Source organism: Pseudomonas asiatica (genome assembly GCF_009932335.1).
Taxonomy (GTDB): Bacteria; Pseudomonadota; Gammaproteobacteria; order Pseudomonadales; family Pseudomonadaceae; genus Aquipseudomonas; species Aquipseudomonas asiatica.
This window is the reverse complement of sequence record NZ_BLJF01000001.1, coordinates 4,073,305-4,093,251: the sequence shown is the minus strand read 5'-3', so window position 1 is coordinate 4,093,251 and position 19,947 is coordinate 4,073,305. Positions and strand designations below refer to the sequence as shown.

16 protein-coding genes are annotated in these 19,947 nt (G+C 64.2%); 3 read left to right on the top strand and 13 right to left on the bottom strand.

What is annotated here, in order from left to right:
- Nucleotides 1-23 precede the first annotated feature (23 nt).
- The 3 genes from GYA95_RS18955 to GYA95_RS18945 all read left to right on the top strand — a co-directional run bounded on the left by GYA95_RS18955 (nt 24) and on the right by GYA95_RS18945 (nt 3,464).
- Nucleotides 24-1,085 carry an HlyD family secretion protein gene (locus tag GYA95_RS18955; protein ID WP_015271753.1) on the top strand — a complete coding sequence of 354 codons (1,062 nt, stop codon included), beginning with the start codon at nt 24-26 and terminating at the stop codon, nt 1,083-1,085.
- Nucleotides 1,082-2,533: an efflux transporter outer membrane subunit gene (locus GYA95_RS18950; RefSeq protein ID WP_015271752.1), complete on the top strand. Its 1,452-nt coding sequence runs from the start codon at nt 1,082-1,084 to the stop codon at nt 2,531-2,533. The genes GYA95_RS18955 and GYA95_RS18950 overlap by 4 nt, the downstream gene beginning before the upstream one ends.
- 136 nt (nt 2,534-2,669) lie before the next feature.
- Nucleotides 2,670-3,464 carry an SDR family NAD(P)-dependent oxidoreductase gene (locus GYA95_RS18945; protein ID WP_015271751.1) on the top strand — a complete coding sequence of 265 codons (795 nt, stop codon included), beginning with the start codon at nt 2,670-2,672 and terminating at the stop codon, nt 3,462-3,464.
- Between the two features lie 68 nt (nt 3,465-3,532).
- On the opposite strand, the gene GYA95_RS18940 is transcribed toward GYA95_RS18945, so the two are convergent.
- The 13 genes from GYA95_RS18940 to GYA95_RS18880 form a co-directional block, all read right to left on the bottom strand.
- Entirely contained in the window at nt 3,533-4,345 is an 813-nt protein-coding gene (locus GYA95_RS18940; protein ID WP_015271750.1) for an SDR family oxidoreductase, read from the bottom strand.
- Between the two features lie 151 nt (nt 4,346-4,496).
- On the bottom strand, nt 4,497-4,961 hold the full coding sequence (locus GYA95_RS18935) for a hypothetical protein (RefSeq protein ID WP_015271749.1): 465 nt from the start codon (nt 4,959-4,961) through the stop codon (nt 4,497-4,499).
- A gap of 97 nt (nt 4,962-5,058) precedes the next feature.
- A complete protein-coding gene (locus tag GYA95_RS18930) occupies nt 5,059-6,513 on the bottom strand; it encodes a mannose-1-phosphate guanylyltransferase/mannose-6-phosphate isomerase (protein WP_161551484.1) in 1,455 nt (484 codons plus the stop codon).
- Between the two features lie 35 nt (nt 6,514-6,548).
- Nucleotides 6,549-7,196: an alginate O-acetyltransferase AlgF gene (locus GYA95_RS18925; RefSeq protein ID WP_013974158.1), complete on the bottom strand. Its 648-nt coding sequence runs from the start codon at nt 7,194-7,196 to the stop codon at nt 6,549-6,551.
- A gap of 16 nt (nt 7,197-7,212) precedes the next feature.
- Entirely contained in the window at nt 7,213-8,370 is a 1,158-nt protein-coding gene (locus GYA95_RS18920) for an alginate O-acetyltransferase (RefSeq protein WP_015271747.1), read from the bottom strand.
- A gap of 10 nt (nt 8,371-8,380) precedes the next feature.
- The gene (locus tag GYA95_RS18915) at nt 8,381-9,838 is read right to left on the bottom strand and encodes an MBOAT family O-acyltransferase (protein ID WP_015271746.1); all 1,458 of its coding nucleotides are present in this window, start codon (nt 9,836-9,838) and stop codon (nt 8,381-8,383) included.
- A 197-nt stretch (nt 9,839-10,035) separates the two neighbouring features.
- Nucleotides 10,036-11,139 (bottom strand): mannuronate-specific alginate lyase, encoded by a 1,104-nt coding sequence (locus GYA95_RS18910; RefSeq protein ID WP_015271745.1) that lies wholly within the window; start codon nt 11,137-11,139, stop codon nt 10,036-10,038.
- A 7-nt stretch (nt 11,140-11,146) separates the two neighbouring features.
- A complete protein-coding gene (locus GYA95_RS18905) occupies nt 11,147-12,589 on the bottom strand; it encodes an alginate O-acetyltransferase (protein ID WP_015271744.1) in 1,443 nt (480 codons plus the stop codon).
- A gap of 13 nt (nt 12,590-12,602) precedes the next feature.
- A complete protein-coding gene (gene algG, locus GYA95_RS18900; protein ID WP_015271743.1) occupies nt 12,603-14,162 on the bottom strand; it encodes a mannuronan 5-epimerase AlgG in 1,560 nt (519 codons plus the stop codon).
- Between the two features lie 15 nt (nt 14,163-14,177).
- On the bottom strand, nt 14,178-15,656 hold the full coding sequence (locus GYA95_RS18895; RefSeq protein ID WP_013974153.1) for an alginate export family protein: 1,479 nt from the start codon (nt 15,654-15,656) through the stop codon (nt 14,178-14,180).
- Complete coding sequence (algK, locus tag GYA95_RS18890; protein WP_043936268.1) at nt 15,653-17,032, bottom strand: alginate biosynthesis TPR repeat lipoprotein AlgK; 1,380 nt, start codon at nt 17,030-17,032, stop codon at nt 15,653-15,655. Before algK ends, GYA95_RS18895 begins: the two co-directional genes overlap by 4 nt.
- 165 nt (nt 17,033-17,197) lie before the next feature.
- Complete coding sequence (locus tag GYA95_RS18885) at nt 17,198-18,364, bottom strand: alginate biosynthesis protein Alg44 (protein WP_015271741.1); 1,167 nt, start codon at nt 18,362-18,364, stop codon at nt 17,198-17,200.
- 36 nt (nt 18,365-18,400) lie between these two features.
- Complete coding sequence (locus GYA95_RS18880; RefSeq protein WP_031324250.1) at nt 18,401-19,882, bottom strand: glycosyltransferase family 2 protein; 1,482 nt, start codon at nt 19,880-19,882, stop codon at nt 18,401-18,403.
- Between the last annotated feature and the right edge of the window lie 65 nt (nt 19,883-19,947).

Here is a 19,947-nt window from a genome sequence, read left to right as displayed (position 1 = left end):
GGATGAATTCGAGAACCACTTAAATGACCAACAACCGCAAAACCCTGTTCATCGGCTCGGTGCTTGCCGTGGCCGTCCTGGCTGCCATCGTCGGCCCGTGGATGTTCGGCAGCGACCACCGCCAGAGCACCAATGACGCGTATGTTGTCGCCGACTACACCGTGGTCGCGCCCAAGATCGCCGGTTTCATCAAGGAAGTGCTGGTGGAGGACAACCAGCAGGTCAAGGCTGGCCAGTTGCTGGCTACCATCGATGCCCGTGACTACCAGGCCGCGCTGGATGCCGCGCAGGCGCAGTTGCTGGTGGCCCAGGCGCAAAGCGCCGATGCCCGTGCCACGCTCGAGCGCCAGGCGTCGCTGATTGCCCAGGCTGAGGCTGCAGTGAAAGCGGCCCAGGCCGAAGCTGCGTTCGCCGACCATGAGGTCAACCGCTACAGCCGCCTGGCCGAGCAAGGTGCCGGCACCGTGCAGAACGCCCAGCAGGCACGCAGTGGGGTCGACCAGGCCCGCGCACGCCTGGCCAATGCCCAGGCGGCACTGGTCGCGGCGCGCAAGCAGGTGGATATCCTTACCGCCCAGGTGGCCAGTGCCGACGGCCAGCTGAAGCGGGCCGAGGCAGGGCTGGAAAAGGCCCAGCTCGATCTGTCCTACACCCGCATCACCGCACCGGTGGACGGCATGGTCGGCGAGCGTGCCTTGCGTGTCGGTGCCTACGTCAACCCGGGCGCCCGCCTGCTGTCGGTGGTGCCGTTGCAGCAGGCCTACGTGGTCGGAAACTTCCAGGAAACCCAGCTGACCCACGTACAGCCTGGCCAGGCCGTGAGCATCAGCGTCGACACCTTTGCCGGTGAGAAGCTGCAAGGCCATGTGGAAAGCATCGCCCCGGCCACCGGCGTGACCTTCGCCGCGGTCAAGCCGGACAACGCTACCGGCAACTTCACCAAGGTGGTGCAGCGCATCCCGGTGAAGATCGTTTTCGATGACGGCCAGCCGCTGCTTGCCCGCCTGCGCGTGGGCATGTCGGTGGAAGCGACCATCGACACCCGTGGTGACAAGCTGGACGGCAAAGAGGTAAGTGCACGATGAAAGCGGCGTTACGCTTGAGCCCGTTGCTGCTGGCCGTATTGATGGCCGGCTGCACCTTGGGCCCTGACTTCCAGCGCCCTGACAGCCAGGCCCCGCAACAGTGGGCGCCGCTGCAAGGCGAGGCGGCGGCCAGCCAGCCCCAGGCCGAACCGCTGGAACTGCGCTGGTGGGAGAGCTTCCACGACGCCCGCCTGAGTGCTTTGATCCAACGCGTTGCCGAGCGCAACCTCGACCTGCAGATGGCCAGCGCCCGCCTGCTGCAAAGCCGCGCCCTGCGCAGCACCGTGGCTGCCGACGAAGTACCGTCAGTGGACGTGAACGCCGGCTACAGCCGCTCGCGCAATAGTGCCGAAGGCCTGAGTGACCCGTCCGGCAAGGCGGGCAAGGAAGCCTTCAACCTCTGGCAGGGTGACCTTGTGGCCGGCTGGGAGCTGGACCTGTGGGGCCGTGTGCGGCGCCAGGTCGAGGCAGCCGATGCCACGGTCGAAGTGGCCGAGAACGACCGCCGCGGCGTGCTGTTGGCATTGCTTTCGGAAACCGCCGGCAACTATATCCAGTTGCGCGCTGTGCAGCACACCATCGATGTGACCCGCGACAACCTCAAGGTCGCCCAGCACAGCCTGAAATTGTCCGAAAACCGCCAGGCCGAAGGTGTCGCCACGCGCCTGGACGTGGCTCAGGCCAGTGCCCAGGTCGCCTCTATCGAGTCACGCCTGCCTAGTCTGGAAGCGCGGCGCGACGACCTGATCAACGCCCTCAGCCTGCTTGCCGCCGAACCACCGCGCAGCCTGCAGGCCGAGTTGCTGCAGGGCGGCGAACTGCCTGCGCCACAGCAGAAGTTCGCCATTGGCTTGCCGTCCGAACTGGCCGAACGCCGCCCGGACATTCGCCAGGCCGAGGCTCGTTTGCATGCTGCCACCGCCAGCATTGGCGTGGCCAAGGCCGACTTCTACCCCAGCATCCGGCTGTCGGGCAGTGTCGGGTTCCAGGCCATGCAGCTGTCCGATTTCGGCGCCTGGGATTCACGCCGCTTCGCCTTCGGGCCGCAGCTGTCGCTGCCGATCTTCGAGGGTGGCCGGCTCAAGGGCACCTTGGAGCTGCGCGAGGCGCAGCAGCAGGAAGCGGCGCTGAACTACCGCAAGGTGGTGCTGGGTGCCTGGCATGAAATCGACGATGTGCTGCGCCTGTACAACGCCAGCCAGCTGCGCCGCGACCACTTGGCCGAGGCGGTGCGGCAGAACCGCATCGCCCTGGAAACTGCCCAGCGCCAGTATGTGGAAGGGGCGGTGGACTTTCTCAATGTACTGACGGTGCAGGGGGCTTTGCTGGCCAGCGAGGAGCAGTGGATCGACAGTTCTGCGGCGGTGTCGCAGGCGCTGGTGGGGCTGTACAAGGCCCTGGGTGGTGGCTGGCAGGCGTTTGACGAGCAGCCTGTGAAGAAAGTGTGATGTTTTGGGGCCGCTTTGCGGCCCATCGCGACACAAGGCCGCTCCAGGAGATCGCGTCCGCATGTAGGAGCGGCCTTGTGTCGCGATGGGCTGCAAAGCAGCCCCGGCAATTGTCCTGATTACCGAGGAGGCACAGATGCACATTTCCCTGAACGGCAAGCGCGCCATCGTCAGCGGCTCCACCGCCGGCATCGGCCTGGCCATCGCCATCGGCCTGGCCGAGGCGGGGGCCGAAGTGGTCCTCAACGGTCGCACCCAGGCCCGGGTCGACGAAGCCCTCAAAGTAGTGCGCGAGCGCCTGCCGCAGGCGCGCATCATCGGCATCGCTGCCGACCTGAGCACCCAGGCCGGTGCGCAGACGCTTTTCAAGCAGGTGCCGCACACCGACATCCTGGTCAACAACCTGGGCATCTTCGAGCCCAAGCCGTTCTTCGAGATCGAGGATGAGGACTGGCAGCGTTTCTTCGACGTCAATGTGCTCAGTGCCGTTCGCCTGTCACGCCACTATGCCCCGGGCATGGCCGAACGCAAATGGGGGCGAGTGGTGTTCCTGTCCAGTGAGTCGGCGCTGCAGATCCCGACCGAGATGATTCATTACGGCATGACCAAGACTGCGTTGCTGGCGGTGTCGCGCGGGCTGGCCGAGACCCTGGCCGGCACCGGGGTGACGGTGAATTCGGTGCTGCCGGGGCCTACGCGTTCGGAAGGTGTGGGCGACTTCTTTGCCAAGCTGGCCGAGGAGCAGGGGGTGTCGACTGAAGAGCTGGAGGCCAACTTCCTTGCCGAGCACCGGCCGACCTCGCTGATCAAGCGACTGGCGACAGTGGAGGAGGTGGCGAACATGGTGGTGTACCTGGCGTCGATGCAGGCCAGTGCCACTACCGGGGCTGCCTTGCGGGTGGATGGCGGGGTGCTGCGTTCCATTGCCTGATCTGTTTTGCCTGTACTGGCCTCTTCGCGGGTTTACCCGCGAAGAGGCCAGTACAGGCAACCAATCAATCAGAGCGGGCGCAGCAGGCCAAACCGCTTGCGCAACGCCCAATCCAGCACCCGTCGCGGCAGTAACCGGGCCATCAACGGCAAAGCCGTACTGCCGTTGCCCAACCGCACCACCGCCGGCACCGGCGACTTCCCGACCGCTGCCAACACGCCCTGGGCAAACACTGCCGCCGAGGTGGGCTTGTCCTGCGAAGCCCGTGCCCGTGCCTGCACGTGCTCGCGCAACGGCCACCACGCCGAATCCGCCGCCAGCACCTGCTCGGCCTGGCGCTGGGCATTGCTGGCGAACTGCGAGGCAATCGCCCCTGGCTGCACTTCCATAACCTGCACACCAAACGGCGCCAGTTCCAGGCGCAAAGCATCGCTCAGGGCATGCACGGCGGCTTTCGAGGCGCAGTAGGCGCCGGCGAACGGAGTGACCAGCACGCCTGATACGCTGCCGATGTTCACCACCAGGCCCCGTGAGCGGCGTAGCTGTGGGAACAATGCGCGGGTAACGCCGACCACGGCGAATACGTTGGTTTCGAACTGCTGGCGCAGGGCATCCACACCGCCATCGAGCAGCGGGCCCATGGCGCCGTAGCCGGCGTTGTTGATCAGGATATCGAGGTTTACCAGATCCTCGGCCAGGCGGGCCAGCGCCTCGCTGTCGTTCACATCAAGTTGCCGGGCGGTGAAGCCGGCGGCGTTCAGTTGCTCGACATCCTCAGGTTTGCGGGCGGTGGCCCAGACGTGGTGGCCGGCATCGCGGAAGGCGTCGGCCAGGGCGCGGCCGATGCCGCTGGAACAACCGGTGATCAGGACGGTGGGCATGGTTGGGGCCTGTTGTCAGGGGAAGTTGGTGTTGCCTGTGCCGGCCCTTTCGCGGGCTTGCCCGCTCCCACAGGAACTCCACAGCTCTTGAGTACTGTGCAGTACCTGTGGGAGCGGGCAAGCCCGCGAAAGGGCCGGCACAGGCGATAGATTAGTTGGCAAACGTACCTTGCAGATGCTCTGCACGAAACTCCAGGGTCTGCGGCCTGTACCCGGAGCGCAGTGGCGGCAGTGGCAGGCAGTCCTTCCACTCGGCCCCTGGCTGCAGTTCACCCGGCCCACGGTAGCGCGGGGCGTTGTAGGTGTTCTCCGCCAGGTTCACGGTATCGCCCGGCGCATACGCCGCCACCCGCCAGCGCAGTTCGGTCAGCGGCACGTCGTTGCCGTTCTTCATGCGCACCTGCAGGGCACGGTCGGCGGGGCAGTGTTCGGGGGCGTAGGTCAGGCGTAGGTCCAGGCGGGCCAGTTGCGAGGTTTCGCGGGTGTCCTGCCAGACGACGAACAGGGCCACCAGGCCCAGGCCACAAACGGCTGCCAGCGAGATCGGCAGGGCCTTGGCCGGGTAGCGCAACAGCAGCACCAGCCAGGTGAGGATGAGGAAGGCACCGATGATCATGGGACGTGCAGACCTTGATTGCGCGGGGTCTGACCATCGTAGCCCGAAATGGAGAGTGGCTCAAAAAGCGGGGCCGCAAAGCGGCCCCAGGGTTGCATTACTGCGCGATGGTCTTCACCGAAACACCCCGTTCGATCGGAGTGGAGGTACGCCCGTAAACGTCCTCGAAGCGCTCGATGTCATCCTCGCCGAGGTAGCTGCCGGACTGCACTTCGATGATCTCCAGCGGGATCTTGCCCGGGTTGCGCAGGCGGTGCACCGATGCGATCGGGATGTAGGTCGACTGGTTTTCGGTCAGCAGGAACACGTTCTCGTCACAGGTCACCTCGGCGGTGCCGGACACCACGATCCAGTGCTCGGCACGGTGGTGGTGCATCTGCAGCGACAGGCTGGCGCCCGGCTTGACGGTGATGTGCTTGACCTGGAAGCGGCCGCCCATGTCCACCGAGTCGTACGAGCCCCACGGGCGATACACTTCCAGGTGGTTCTGGGTTTCGCTGCGGCCCTGCTCGTCGAGGGTCTTGACCATCTGCTTGACGCCCTGGACCTTGTCCTTGTGGGCAATCATCATGGCGTCCTTGGTCTCGACCACCACGATGTTCTCCAGGCCGATCACCGACACCAGCTTGCCGTTGCCGTGGATCATGCAGTTGTGGCTGTCCTGCACCACCACATCGCCCTTGGTGACGTTGCCGTTGTCGTCCTTCTCGTGCACTTCCCACAGCGACGACCAGCAGCCCACGTCGCTCCAGCCGGCCGACATCGGCACCACGCAGGCGCGCTGGGTCTTTTCCATCACCGCGTAGTCGATGGAGTTGTCCGGGCAGCAGGCGAAGGTGGCTTCGTCGATGCTCAGCACATCACCGTCTTCCTGGCTGCGCTCCAGGGCCAGCACGCAGGTGTCGTAGATGTCGCCGTCGTGCTTCTTCAGCTCTTCGAGGAAGCGGCTGGCACGGAACAGGAACATGCCGCTGTTCCAGAAGTAGCCGCCGGCCTGGACGAACTCGGCGGCGCGTTTTTCGTCGGGCTTTTCGACGAACTGCGCCACGCGCGCCACGCCTTCAGGCAGCAGGGCGTCCTGGCTGGAACGGATGTAGCCGTAGCCGGTTTCCGGCTTGGTCGCCGGCACGCCGAACAGCACCATCTCGCCACGCTCGGCGGCCACGGTGGCCAGGGCCAATGCGCGCTGCAGGGCCTTCTGGTCATCGATCACGTGGTCGGCGGGCAGCACCAGCATCAGCTCGTCGCGGCCTTCGTTGACCAGTTTCATGGCAGTCATGGCCACGGCCGGCGCGGTATTGCGGCCGAACGGTTCCATCAGGATGCCTTGGGTTTGCAGCTTCAGTGCGGCCAGTTGCTCCTGGACGATGAACTTGTGGTCCTTGTTGCAGACCACGATCGGTGTGTCCATGCCTTCGAACACCAGGCGCTCGAGGGTTTGCTGGAACAGTGTGTGCTCACCGGTCAGGGCCAGGAACTGCTTGGGGAACTGCTTTCGCGACAGAGGCCACAGACGGGAACCGCTACCACCAGAAAGAATTACCGGGATCATCATGTTTCTCCAATAGTCGTTGAGAGGCAGGGGAATCAGTTGCTAGCCACGGGGCGAGTTACCCACACCGGCGACAAGGCGTTGCCGGAACCCGTTACGTACAGCACTGCGGCTTCGCCGCGCTCCAGGGCGACGGGTTTGACGTCACCCACTTTCTTGTCTCCTTGGAACAGCGCCAGGTTGACCTTGACCGGGTTGATTTCGCGTTCGCCGCGGCCGTTGGCGGCAACCGGCTTGACCACTTCGGTCTTGCCGTCGGCGGTCTTCAGGGTCAGTTGCTGGTCACTCAGGTTCTGCACGCGAACCAGGGCTTTCTGCTTGTTCTTGAACGGCGGCTCTTCGATCAACTGCGGGTTGCCGCTGGCGCTGTTGACCAGGGTGTAGTACTTGTCCGCAGCCAGCTTGACCGGCACGCTCTTGCCACCGACCTGAGCGGTGTAGTCACCCCCTGGCAGGAAGCTGAAGTCACTGCTGCCCTGTGCACCAACCTGTTTGATCTGGGTGTTGCCGACCGAAGCTGCCGCCGGTGCGCTGGAAGCGTTGTAAAGGCGCACGAAGGTCGAGCCTTTCGGTGCGCTCGGGCCATACAGCGCGGCGTCGGCGCCGGCGAAGGCCTGCATGGAGGCCAGGGACAGGCCGGCAGCGAGGGTGAGGGCTTTGGCAATGGAAGTCTTGGTAGTCATATGTAGGTTCCTCTGATTAGTGGTTAGTCCGGGTGGACGACAAAGCCAGGTTTTCTTCGGATTTACGGGTGTTCTTCAGCTGGGCGATCCACTGTGGATCGAAGCTGCTGAGGTCGTTCTTCATTGGCAGATAACGTTCGGGGAATTCCCACACCACCACTTGGGGTGCGGCGTTCTTGAAGGCATCGCTTTGCAGGTACTTGAGCATCGGCAGCAGCGGGCCATGGCCGTCTTCGGCGTAGTTGGCCACATCGCTGCGCAGGGCCTGCTGCAGCGCGCCGAGGAAGTTCCAGTGCGGGTTGGCGCTGTAGCTGGTGCCCACCAGTGCAACCGGGATCTGCGTGTCGGCGAACAGTGCGTCACCGGCTTCACCTTCGGTCTCGACCGGGCGAGTGGTGCGCTGCTGCAGGTTGTCCGGGGCCGGCAGCAGGTTGCTGAACAGCGGGTCCAGTGGCAGGAAGTTGGTCAGGTCGCCCTTGTATGGCGCGGTGCTGCCGGCTTCGGTGATGAACGCCTGCGGGTCGCCGTTGAGCAGGCTCTGGCGGCTGACCGCTTCGGCCAGTGCCTGCGCAGCCACTTCGGCGCCCATCGGCGTCCAGTGGGTGTCGGTGCGCAGGAACACCTGGCCGCGCGCCTTGGCCTGCTCCATGGGTGCCAACAGGTCCGGGGCGAACACGTTGGCCTGGCGTGCCTGGGCATGGAACTGGTTGTACAGGTCGTCATGCAGACTGGTCGGCAGTTCCGTGCCCAGGTATTCGGCGTACACCCGCGCCTTGGCTGGCACGATCGCCAATACAAGCTGGCTGCCGTGCTGCTGCAAGGTGTCACGCACGCCACGGATCAGCGCCAGGTTTTCCTGCATCAGCTGCTCGGCACCGGCGGTGGGCTTGAACTCTTCGTCACTGAACAGCCACTGGTCGCGGCCCAGTACCACGCCGGGGCGGCCTTCGTTGAACAGCTTGAAGTCCATCGCCGCCCAAAGGTTGGTGCCCAGGCGCTTGATCGGGAACTGCTCGTCGTAGTGGGTCTCGGCAGCCTTGGCCAGCTTGCCGTTGAGCAGGGTCATCTGCTCGGTACGCTGGAAGCTTTGCAGGCCACCGGTGGACCAGACGCCCATGCCCACCAGCAGGCCGAGGAACGACAGCGAATAGGTAATGCGTAATGTCCGGGTCATGTCATCAACCTCAGAACTGGAAGTAAAGGAACGGCGAGTAGCTCTGCGCCGAAAGCTTGAGGATCGAGGCCACGAACAGCAGCAGCACCAGGGCGCGGGTCATCACCCGGGTCCAGTCCAGGCCGATCGAACCGTCGCTGTTGACCTGCACCGGGGTGGCCTTGGGCGTTGGCCGGGCGTTGCGGTAGAAGTCGCGCAGGCCGAAGAACGCCAGGGTGATGTAGGCGACCACCAGGGTGGCTACCTGCAGGCCGGTGAGCTGGGCACGGTTGAGTTCCGACAGCTGCCAGTCGCCGAAGCTGAACATGGCGCCGTACATGCGACCGGCCACTTCCAGGTTCTCGGCACGGAAGATCACCCAGCCGACCACCACCAGCAGGAAGGTGAATGCCCACTTCACCGGGTTGAAACGCTGCGGGTTGGTGTCGATGCCCAGCGCGCGCTCGATGGCCAGCCACATGCCGTGCCAGGCGCCCCAGATGATGTAGGTGAAGTTGGCGCCGTGCCACAGGCCACCCAGCAGCATGGTCAGGAACAGGTTGCGGTAGGTGTTGAAGGTGCCTTTGCGGTTACCGCCCAGGGTGATGTACAGGTAGTCGCGCAGCCAGGTCGACAGGCTGATGTGCCAGCGCCGCCAGAACTCGGTGATCGACTGGCTGATGTACGGCTGCTTGAAGTTCTCCATGAAGCGGAAGCCCATCATCAGGCCCAGGCCGATGGCCATGTCGCTGTAGCCGCTGAAGTCGAAGTACAGCTGCGCGGTGTAGGCCAAAGCGCCGAGCCAGGCATCCCCGGTGGTCGGGTTCTGCAGGGCGAAGCAGTGGTCGGCCACTACCGCCAGGGTATCGGCGATGAACACTTTCTTGATGAAGCCCTGCATGAAGCGGGTGCAGCCTTCGGAGAACTTGTCCAGGGTGTGGGTGCGGTTGTTGAACTGGTCGACCAGGTCCTTGAAGCGCAGCACGGGGCCGGCGATCAGGTGCGGGAAGATCGCCACGAACGCCGCGAAGTCGATCAGGTTGCGGGTGGCCGGGGTGTCGCCGCGGTACACGTCGATGATGTAGCTGATCGACTCGAAGATGTAGAACGAGATACCGATCGGCAGCAGCACGTGGGTGAGGATGAACGGCTCCAGGCCGAACGAGGAGATGATCGCGTTGAGGCTGTCGACGCCGAAGTTGGCGTACTTGAAGTAGCCGAGAATCGCCAGGTCCACACCGACGCCGAGCAGCAGCCAGCGCTGTGCCGGCTTGGTACGCACGCCGGCGGCGCCGACTTTCAGGCCGATCCAGTAGTTCCACAGGGTCACGCCGGCGAACAGGGCGAGGAAGTCGACCCGCCACCAGGCGTAGAAGATGTAGCTGGCGACCAGCAGCAGCAGGTTGCGATAGCGTTGCCCGCTCAAGTAGTACAGGCCGAGGAAGATCGGCAAGAACAGGAACAGGAACACGTTGGACGAGAAGACCATCCCGGTTCTCCTTTTTGTTCACAGCATCCGGGGCAAAGCGCCCCCCAAACCCCCCAGTGCAAGACTGGAAGGCAACCTAGTACCTCTGTGGGAGCTGGCTTGCCGGCGAAGCCTTGCCCAGCGGTAGACAGCGGCTGCTACGCAGCCCATCGCCGGCAAGCCGGCTCCCACAGGTTTCACCCCCACATTGGGGTGTGTTACTTCTTGCTCTCTGCGCTCGGGTCATAGACCCGGGTCAGGTCGCCGCCCAGCCGGAAGCTGTTGAACGGCTGCATACCGCGCTTGCGCTGCAGGGTGTCGCCACCGCACGCATACAGGCTGCAATAGGGCTCCATCCACGAGTACTTGCTGTCGATCTTCAGGTCTTTCATGTCCTGTTTCTCGCCATTGCGGGCCTTGAACGCGCTTGGGTCCTTCGAACCGTTCAGTACCCGCTGCGCCAGGCGCTGCAGGGCGTTGTTGTTCTCGCCGCGCACGTCCACGCCATTGACCTGGGCGAAGCTGGCGATCATCGTCAACGGCGGCAGGGCGTAGTTGTGGTAGGCCAGGGCGCGTTGCTTGCGCTTCAGTTCGTTGGGCAGGAAGCCCTGCTCGTCTACCTGGTTGGCGCCAACCCTGTATTCCTTCACGGCCCAGTCGAACAGGTCGCGACGGTCGGTAGCCACGGCGGTGGCCATTACCGCCCAGGCAGCCCAGTAGCTGTGGTTGTTGATCTTCTCCAGTGGCAGGTCGCTCCAGTCGCGCACGGTCTGCTCGGCCAGGCGGGCGAACCATTTTTCGATCAGCTCGGCCTCGGCCTGGTGCGCGGCCAACGGCTGCGAATTGGAGAACTTCAGGCGCAGCCACGAACCACTCATGCTGCCCAGCGCCCATTTGCGCATCGACTTGCCGGTGTGGTTGTAGTCGGTGGACATCAGCGCATCGGCGCGGGCCCAGCTGCCCAGCCAGGCCAGGGTGCAGTCGAGTTGCGCCGGGCGGCCGTCACGCATGTACTGGCCGATCATCTTGCTCACGCCTTTCTCAAGGGTGGTGATGTCTTCGGTGGACTTGCGAAAGGCCTTTTCCGAGTCGGCGTTGAGTGTTGCCCGCGCCTTGTCCGAGCCTTCGTACTTGCTGCGGAACTGCAGGGCACCGGTATACGGTTTGGGGGCAGCTTCGCAGCGGAAGTTACCGTCGCCGGTCTTGAGCTTTTCGATCCCCTCGTAGTAACCCTGGGGCGGTACCAGCGCGGCGTGCGCGGCACCGCCGCACAACGCCAGGGCGAGCAGGGCGGGGCGGGAAATTCGCTTGAACGGGATCATGGTCGCCTCACTGGCCGGCCTGCGCGGTCTGCGCAGGCACGGCGAAGTTGTTGCGTTTGCAGAGCTTGGCTTCGACCTTCTGGGTACCGCTTTCCGGTCCCTGCACCTCGAACGCCAGCAGGCTCTGGCTGGCCCAGTCCTCGTCTTCGCGCATCTGGAAGACGAAGCGGCCGTCGGTGTCGGAGGTTTCCGGTTTTTCCAGCTTGATGTCCTCGTGGCGGCCGTTGAGGTACCAGAGGGTCGCTTGCAGCACCTTCACCGACGGGTCTTCGAACTTGACGTCCATCTGCATGTTGCGGTTGATCAGGTCTTTGATCACGCCGCCCTTGCCATTGACCATCAGCTCGTTCTTGCCGGGCTTGAGGGTGGCGCTGGCGCTCATCAGGGCCGGGCGGTTATCGCAGCCGTCGTCGAGCAGGCCAAGGATTTGCCGCCAGATGGTTTCCTGGTCCAGGCGATACAGCGGGGAGAATTCCCAGATCAGGATCTTCGGCGGGTTCTTCTGGAATTCTTCGCTGCCCAGGTACTGGATCATCGAACCTTCCAGGCCACCACCAGGGAAGGCCACGTTGAGCACGTCGGCGCCGATGTACTGCTCGAGGAACCCGGAGAAGTTGTAGTTCTTGCCACTGTGGCTGGTGCCGACCAGGGTGATCTGCGCGTTGCCGCCGTCACCGAACAGGTCGTCGCCGCCGCCGGTGGAACCTTTTGGTTCGGTGGCGAACTGGTCCATGTACTGGACGGCATAGCTGGTGCCGCACAGCTGGCCGGCCACGTTATGCAGGGTGCCGGTCTTGCCCATGCGCCCGGACTTTTTCGTTTCGAATTCCTTGCGCGGGATGCCTTCGAAGGCCGGCATCTTGTGCACGGTATCGGCCACGATCCTGGCCGCGCGCTCGGCGCCATAAGGCGTCCAGTGCTGGTCGCCACGGAAGTAGAAGTCCTTGCCCTGGTCGGCAGCGGCCAGTTGCTCATTGGTCAGCGGCGACAGGTCGGGCACGTTGTAGCCCATGCTGGCAAAGCGCTTGAGCATGGCCTGGTAGTTGCCCAGGGCCTTCTGGTAGTCGAAGGCAGCCTTTTCCGCCGGGTTGAGCATGTTGCGGTTCACCAGGCCGCGGGTCGGCTGGTACACCACCACCAGTTCCACACCGCGCTTCTTGAATGCGTCGTGCACTTGCTGCAGGCGCTTGTAGCCGGCCGGGGTGGTATTGAACTCGGTGCGCAGGTCTTCGCGGGTACGGAACAGCCAGTCGCCCTTCGCCTGCACCAGCGTGGTGAAGTTCTGCTGGTAACGGGTTGTGTAGCGGCTTGGGTCGTGCGCTTCAGGGCACAGCTGGCAGCAAGGCTCGGCGCTGAAGGTGGGGGCCTTGACGTCTTCGGCGCGCACGCCCTGGCTGATCGCCAGAAGGGCGGCGGACAGGCCCAGCAGTTTCATCAGATGTGGAGTCATGGTCTGGGCTTCCTTAATCGATCATTTCGGTCTGGCGTTCGACCGGGTCGATCAGCACAGCCTTTTGCTGGCGTACCAGCAGGTCGAGGATTTCGTCCTGGCGTTCGCCGAGGATGCCGTTGAGGCTGATGCCGTTGGCCTTGCGCGGGGCGAGCATGGATACCTTGTAAAGCTCGACCGACAGCGGCGAGTCGATCGACAGCGGGCCGGAGCCGTTGGCCGCCAGTTCGCCACCGACCAGGATCAGCGACACCTTGGTGTCGAACGGGTCGAGGGCGATGTCGCGGTCGGTGTTGGACAGGTCCTTGATGTGGCCGTACACGCCGACCAGGCCGTTGGCTATTGCGACGTTTTCGTACAGGCGGATGTTCACGCTGTTACGTACGCGGATGCCGTGGCGGCGGTTGTTGATCAGCTTGTTGCCCCAGATCAGGTTGTCGCCACTTTCGTACAGGGTGATGCCGTCGGTGTGGTTGCGGTAGATCTCGTTGTAGGCAATCAGGTTGTTGACGCTGTTACGGTCGATCACCACGCCCGAGAGCTTGTTGTCGAAGCTCTTGTTGTTGATGATCCAGCTGTCGTTGACCTCACGCGAGACGATGATGCCGTGCTTCTTCTTGGTGCCGTACACCGTGTTGCCGGCGATGATCAGCCGGTGCGAGCGGTCGTGCGGGTCGATGCCGTAGACGATGTTGTCGCGGTAGGTGCTGTCCTTGACCACGAAGTCCTGGGTCTCGTAGCAGTAGAAGCCGTACCACATGTCGCTGAACTCAGAGCCGATGATCCAGCCGGTGGGTTCCGGGCGGCCCATGCGCTTGGCCATGTTCGGCGTGTACTGCGAGATGCTCACGCCGTACGACTTGGACTTGGCGTAGCCGAAGCTGGCCATTTTGGTGTTGACGATGTAGGTCTCGGTACCGCCCCACGACAGCAGGAACGGGCGGAACTCCTTGGGCGAGCGGAAGGTTGCCGGGCCGTTTTCCTTTTCCCGCCAGCCGGTCACCTGGGTGTCGGTGACGAACAGCTTGCCGTCGTTGACCAGGAACGAACCGCCTTCCTGGGACAGGCGCAGTTGCTTGACCTTGCCGTCGATCTCGAGGATGCCCTTCTGCCCGACCACGATCGGCAGGCGCGCCAGGTAGACCCCTGGCTCGACTTCGCTGAGGTACTGCTTGGGTACCTTCTTGCTCAGCTCGACCAGGTCGACATGGCCGTCATCGACGAAGATCGCCTGCGGAATGCCATGCTGGCGCTGGACCCACTCGGCCGCCTTGTTGTCGCCGCCAACGAATTCCTTGAGGGTGTCCTCCTGGAACATGCGGCGCAGGCTGACCTTGCCTTTGTGGCGACGGTCGATTTTCTTCTGCACCGCCTCGGCGGTGTAGCCGGTCAGGTCAGGCAGCTTCGGCGGGTCCATGTGCAGCGGCTCGACCGGTGCACTGGAGACCGTGTAGGTCTTGGCCTGCTGCAGTTCCTTGGCGATCACCTGGGGCTCTGCGGCAGCGACCAGGCCACTGGCCAGCAGCAGGGCGCTGGCCAGGAGGCTGTGACGTAAGTGCGGGTGAAGGTTCATCAGGGTCTCCCGGCCTCAGAAGCGCCAGATCACGTCGACGAAGGCGCGGTGCATGTACGAGTCCGCTTCCTTGCCGTAGGCGTCACCCGGCTTGAACACACCGGCGCGCAGGCGCACCAGGGCAGATGGCTCGTCGATGGCCTGGCTCATCGAAGCCGGCAGCAGGCCTTGCTTGAAGTACTTGGTCACGACCACGTCCATTTCCTGGCCAAGGTCTTTTTCACCATCGACCAGCGGGCGGTTCACGCCGTTGTCATTGACTACCGCGTTGATGCCGCTGGAACCGATGTTCTGGTTGCCATCGACACGCCAGAACTTGTGGTAGATGAAGCTGGCGTCGTAGTCGTCGCGCAGCTGCCAGGAGGCGAACAGGGTGGCCGCCTGCAGGTTGCCCAGCTCGCCACGGAAGGCTTCACCGAAGCGGTGCACGCGCGAACGGGTGCCGGTGTAATTGGAGCGGTTGCTCTCGAGGCCGGTCTGCTCGTAGTTGCTCGAACCGTCGTCGCCACCACCACCGCTGCCACGGGCGTAGGCCGCACCGACCTGCCATTGCGGGTCGAGGCGCAGGCGGATGCCGAGGTCGGTGGCCCAGGCGTTGACGTCACCGCTCTGCTTGCCGGTGGCCACGGTTTCGTCACCGACGACCTGGCTGCTGAGGGTGTCGCGGTCACCGGTCAGCCAGGTGACGCTGCCCCAGTAGTTGACGGTGTGGTCGTTGCGCCAGTTGTAGGCGTCGCTGTTGGCTTCCAGGCCCAGCCAGGTGAGGTCGCCGGTGCGGGTCTTGTCCAGCGCATCGACGGTTTCGCCCGGGTTCTTCAGGCTGCCGCCGTCGTGGGTGTGGTGGGCGCGAACGCCGACCCAGTGGCCAGGGGTCCACTGCGTGGCGACGTTGCCGTAGAGGTGTGTGCGGTCCTTGTCTTCCGGGGCCAGTTCGGTGAGGTCGGTGCGGTATTCGCTGAAGCGCTGGGCCACGCCCAGGTCGGCCTTGAGCAGGGTGGTGTCGAAGGTCCAGTTCAGCGCCTCGATATTGGTGTCACGCCACATGCCATCGTCGCTGCGCAGGCGCTGGCGGCCGAAACGCAGCTGCTCGCCGGGGTAGGCGGTCAGGCCGCTGTAGCCGACCCAGAATTCGCGCATGGCCAGGTAGCTCTTGTCCTGTTCACGGCCGTCGGCAGCGGTATCGGTACTGGTGCCGTCGTCGTTCTGGCGCAGGGTGTCGGTTTCGATGGTGTCGGTGGCGGTGACTGCCTGGCCCATGGCATAGGCGCTCCAGTTGCCACGCTCGCCATATACCCAAGGGCGCAGATCAAGACCGAGGCCGTTGACGTCGCCGCCGGAGCGGGTGCCCAGGTCACGGTCGTCTTCCGACTGGCCGGTGATCTTCACATCCAGGCCGAAGTTCTTTTCAGCGGTCATTTCCGCCAGGGTCGGGCAGGACCACAGCAGGGCGAAGCTCAGGCCGATGCCAGCTTTCACGAAGGGATTGAGCGTCATAGCGAGTCCTCACCGGTTACTTCTTTTTCGTCGTCTTGCAGGGCTTCGATGGCCAGGGTGCTGTTTGCGCCTTGCGCCATGCTGCCGCGCGCCTGCTTCTCTTGTGCCAGCAGTTGCTGGGCCTGGCTGCGTTGGTCAGGCGTAAGTTGCTGATCGAGCTGCTGCAACAGTTCAGCGGACTGCGGCGACGGGTTGGCCTGGGCCAGCTGGGCGAATACCCAGGCGTTACCTGGTTGCGGGCGAATGCCGTGGCCTTCGCTGAACAGCTGGGCCAAGGCGTAGTCGGCGCTGTTCTGTCCGCCACGGGCGGCGGCCAGCAGGTGGTCGACGGCCTTCTGCGGCTCGACGTTGCCCAGGTAACCGCGGCGGTACAGCTGGCCCAGGTAGTAATGGGCGCTGACTTCGCCGGCGTCGGCGGCAGCCTGCAGGTGTTCTTCGGCTTTGGGCGCGTCCGCAGGCACGGTCTTGCCTTCGTAGTACAGGCGGCCCAGCAACAGTTCGGCGCGTGGCTGTTCGGCTTCGCGGCCCTTGTCGATGTAGGCCATCAGCTGGTCGGTATCACCCAGCTCGGGGAAGTCGTACACCAGTTGCGCCAGGCTGACCCAGGACGCCGGGTTGGCCGGGGCCACCTGCTCGAGCAGGTCCTTGGCGGTTTTTTCGTCGGTCTGGCCGAGGCTGCGGTCAGCCAGTACCCGGGCAACGCTGTCGACCCGGGTGGCCGGCACTGCGCCACGGGCGTAGGCAGCCTTGAGTTGGCCGAGCAGGGCAGCCTGCTGGTCGGCCTGGCCACGCTTCTGGTACACGGTGGCCAGTTCGACGTAGCAGATGTCGGTGGTGTTCAGGGCGGCCTTGCAGATTTTCTCCACTTCGCCCAGGTGCTGGTCGTAGGTGCCCTGGGTGCGGTACAGCAGCACCTGGGCCAGGCCCGCTTCCGGGTTACCGGCGGCGCGCCACTGGTCGATCTGCTGCTGCGCGTTGACCTTGGGGAAGCTCTGCGGGTAGGTCAGGTAGAGCATCGCCAGCGGGATCAGGGTGTTGCTTTCGCCCTGCTTGGCGGCTTGCTTGAGCAGGGTTTCGGCTTCTTCGCGCTCGGCCTGGGTGCTGTCGGGCTTGGCCACCAGCAGGCGGCCAAGGCGCGCCTGGGCACGCGGCGAAATGGCGGCCGCGGCGCGGTAGGTGGCCTCGGCTTCCTTGATTTTCGCCGGATCGCGGGTGGCGACCTTGATGTCGGCCAGGCCCACTTGCGCTTCGCTGTAGCCCAGGTCGGCCAGCGCCTTGTAGTTGCGCTCGGCCAGTGCCGTGTCACCGCGCTTCATGGCTTCGTTGGCCAGGCGCTGGTCGGGCAGGCCTGCACAGCCGGCCAAGGCGATGGCCATGGCCAGGCCACACAAACCAAGGTTCACACGAACCCTGTGGGAGCTGGCTTGCCGGCGATTGGCCAGTGCAGGCGATACATCTGCTGGGCGAGTGCTGCGCACTCGATCGCCGGCAAGCCAGCTCCCACAGGTATCGGGTTGTCTGCTAGTCATAGGCTTGTCCTCTTACAGCCCACGGGCCATGGCTTTGTCGATCAGCCAGTTCAGCGATGGGCCACGGTCGCTGTTGACCGAAGCCGGGCGACCGGCGAGTTCGGCGGGCAGGGCGCTGTCGGGCTTGATCTGCACGCGGATGTCGGCGGCCAGGTCTTCGCTGTTGAGGCTGGCGCTGCTGACGATCTGGCCGGTGCGTACTTCGTCTTCGCCGGCTACCTGGAAGTTGACCCGGGTACCTGGCTTGACCTCGTCGAACTGGCGGTAGGTGAAGCGCGCCTCGATCATCGGGTTGGTGGTGCGCGGGATCAGCTGGAAGATCGGCTGGCCCTTGGCGGCGTACTGGCCGTTGTCCACCAGCTGGCGGGCAACCACGCAATCACACGGGCTGGTGAGGGTGCCGGACAGCTGCTTGCCGAACAGTTCCTCGATCTTCGCCGGCTCCAGTTGTGCGTCTTCCAGGTTGCCCTTGAGCATGTCCAGCATGCTGGTGGTGAAACTGGCCAGTGGCGCGCCCTTGGCGATCTGCCCACCGCTTTCGACCAGGCTGTTCACGGTGCCGTCGCGCGGCATGGTGACGTTGGTGGTGGGTACCGCGACCACGCCGGCTTCGGCATGGCTGACGAAGTACATGCCGTACAGCGACTTGGCGATGAAGCCGAAGGCGGCGACACCGACCACGAACACGCCGAGGGTGACGGTGACCGCCTTGAGGCGGCCGAAGGCGCTCAGGCCGGCACCGCCGTCCTTTTGCTTGCGCGCCTTGGTGAAGTTGTCGCGCTGCAGGGTGCTGAGCACATCGCCAGCAGTGATCAGCTCACCCGACAGGTGCGAGGTGATGATGTGGCGCAGCGTGGCGATGTCGCGGAGCTCGAGGTTCTGGAACTGCGCGCCGGTACGGCCGCTGCCCGGGTTGTAGGAGCGCACCTGGAACTCGATGTCCATCGACAGGCCGAGGTTGTCGACCGTGAACTGCAGCCGCCCGCGGAGCACGTCGCCAACCGACAGTTGTTGCTTGGTGTGGAAGCTCAGGCCACCGGCGGAGAGGTCGTCGACCTTCACATCGTGGGCCTGGCGCTGAGGGTCGAGGAACCGCAGCTTGGCGGGGATGCGTACCCGGGCATGCTGGCGCTGGGCTTCGGACTCATGCACGACGTTGACGTTCACGGCGGTATTCATGTGGTTTGTTCCTGTTAGTTCCGATCCGGGTTGGGCTCACACGACCATGAACAGCACAGCAACGAAGATGCTGGCAGCCGAGAAGGTCATGGTCCGCGAGGACCAGGTGTTGAACCATTGTTGAAAGCTGGCGAGGTCACGCTTGAGGGCAGTGGGCTGACGCGTCCAGGACTGCTTGTCGAGGCGGAAGAACACGTAGATCTTCATCAGCGCGCCGATGATCTGGTTGTAATAGAGAATCAGCGGGTAGGCCGGGCCTACGTTGTGGCCGGAGCACAGCAGCATGATGGTGAGGATCAGGCGGGTGATGCCGATCCACAGCAGATACACCAGCAGGAAGCCCAGGCCGAACTTGAGGCTGGCGATCACCGCCACGGTCAGGCCCAGCAGGCTGGTCCACATCGACACGCGCTGGTCGAACAGCACGATGCTGGTGAACAGCCCCAGGCGGCGCAGGCCCAGGCCAAGCGCGCGGGAGTTCTGCCGCAGGTTGTTGCCGTACCAGCGGTACATCAGCTTGCGGCTGGCCTTGAGGAAGCTCTTCTCCGGCGGGTGCTCGACCGTGTTGATGGCGGCGTCCGGCACGTAGAAGGTGTCGTAGCCCAGGCGCATCAGGCTGAACCAGCTGGACTTGTCGTCACCGGTGAGGAACTTGAAGCGGCCCAGGCGCCAGTGCATCAGCGAGTCGCTTTCGACGTCGGCGATGAACTCGGGGTTGGTCACCACGCTGGCGCGGAACATCGACATGCGTCCGGTCATGGTCAGCACGCGCTTGGACAGGGCCATCGAGCACATGTTGATGTGGCGCTGGGCGAAGCGCAGCTTGTGCCACTCGCTCATGATGTAGCCGCCACGCACTTCGCAGAACTCGTTGGTGGTCAGGCCGCCGACGTTGGGGAACAGCTTGAACCACGGCACGGTCTTGCGTACCACGCCATCGCCCAGCACGGTGTCACCGTCGATTACCGCCACCACGGCGTTCTCGTCCGGCAGCATGCGCGAGATCGCACGGAAACCGTAGGCCAGGCCGTCACGCTTGCCGGTACCGGCGATGCGCACGATGTCCAGTTTCACATGGGCTGGCGGGTTGTATTTGGCCCACAGGCTTTTCACCAGCAGTTCGTCCGACATCTCCACCAGCGAACAGACCACGGTGGTGGGGAAGCCACAGTTGATCGCCTCGCGGATCACCGAGCTGTACACCTGAGCAGTGGTGAGAGCTTCGATGCGGAAGCTGGTCACCATCAGGTACACGTGGGACGGGTCGGCGTCCTTGCCCATTTTCTGAACCTTGCGGCGCAGGTACGGGTATACGCCGTAGAGGAAGATCATGCCGCGGATGAAATGGGTGGCGCCCATGGAGTAGCGCCAGATGCCGACTGCGCCGACCAGGAAGATGAAGTGCTTCGACTGCGAGTCGAAGATATCGGCTGGCAGGGCCAGGGCGATCAGCATGAGCAGACTCACGTAGAGCAGCCAACCGGCGCACTGCAACAGCACTGTCTGGATCCTTTGCATGTTCAGCATCCGTCGAGAATTCGGGAAAAGGTGGGCAGCGGGGGTGGGGAGGCCCCCGCTGCCCG

Excerpts from the sequence above, each read along its gene's own strand:
- GYA95_RS18880 (WP_031324250.1), bottom strand. The coding sequence starts at position 19,882 with ATGCAAAGGATCCAGACAGTGCTGTTGCAGTGCGCCGGTTGGCTGCTC.
- GYA95_RS18950 (WP_015271752.1), top strand. The coding sequence starts at position 1,082 with ATGAAAGCGGCGTTACGCTTGAGCCCGTTGCTGCTGGCCGTATTGATG.
- GYA95_RS18915 (WP_015271746.1), bottom strand. The coding sequence starts at position 9,838 with ATGGTCTTCTCGTCCAACGTGTTCCTGTTCCTGTTCTTGCCGATCTTC.
- GYA95_RS18925 (WP_013974158.1), bottom strand. The coding sequence starts at position 7,196 with ATGACTACCAAGACTTCCATTGCCAAAGCCCTCACCCTCGCTGCCGGC.
- GYA95_RS18920 (WP_015271747.1), bottom strand. The coding sequence starts at position 8,370 with ATGACCCGGACATTACGCATTACCTATTCGCTGTCGTTCCTCGGCCTG.
- GYA95_RS18885 (WP_015271741.1), bottom strand. The coding sequence starts at position 18,364 with ATGAATACCGCCGTGAACGTCAACGTCGTGCATGAGTCCGAAGCCCAG.
- algK (WP_043936268.1), bottom strand. The coding sequence starts at position 17,032 with ATGGCCATCGCCTTGGCCGGCTGTGCAGGCCTGCCCGACCAGCGCCTG.
- GYA95_RS18945 (WP_015271751.1), top strand. The coding sequence starts at position 2,670 with ATGCACATTTCCCTGAACGGCAAGCGCGCCATCGTCAGCGGCTCCACC.
- GYA95_RS18930 (WP_161551484.1), bottom strand. The coding sequence starts at position 6,513 with ATGATCCCGGTAATTCTTTCTGGTGGTAGCGGTTCCCGTCTGTGGCCT.
- GYA95_RS18910 (WP_015271745.1), bottom strand. The coding sequence starts at position 11,139 with ATGATCCCGTTCAAGCGAATTTCCCGCCCCGCCCTGCTCGCCCTGGCG.
- GYA95_RS18940 (WP_015271750.1), bottom strand. The coding sequence starts at position 4,345 with ATGCCCACCGTCCTGATCACCGGTTGTTCCAGCGGCATCGGCCGCGCC.
- GYA95_RS18895 (WP_013974153.1), bottom strand. The coding sequence starts at position 15,656 with ATGACGCTCAATCCCTTCGTGAAAGCTGGCATCGGCCTGAGCTTCGCC.
- GYA95_RS18955 (WP_015271753.1), top strand. The coding sequence starts at position 24 with ATGACCAACAACCGCAAAACCCTGTTCATCGGCTCGGTGCTTGCCGTG.
- GYA95_RS18905 (WP_015271744.1), bottom strand. The coding sequence starts at position 12,589 with ATGACTCCACATCTGATGAAACTGCTGGGCCTGTCCGCCGCCCTTCTG.
- algG (WP_015271743.1), bottom strand. The coding sequence starts at position 14,162 with ATGAACCTTCACCCGCACTTACGTCACAGCCTCCTGGCCAGCGCCCTG.
- GYA95_RS18935 (WP_015271749.1), bottom strand. The coding sequence starts at position 4,961 with ATGATCATCGGTGCCTTCCTCATCCTCACCTGGCTGGTGCTGCTGTTG.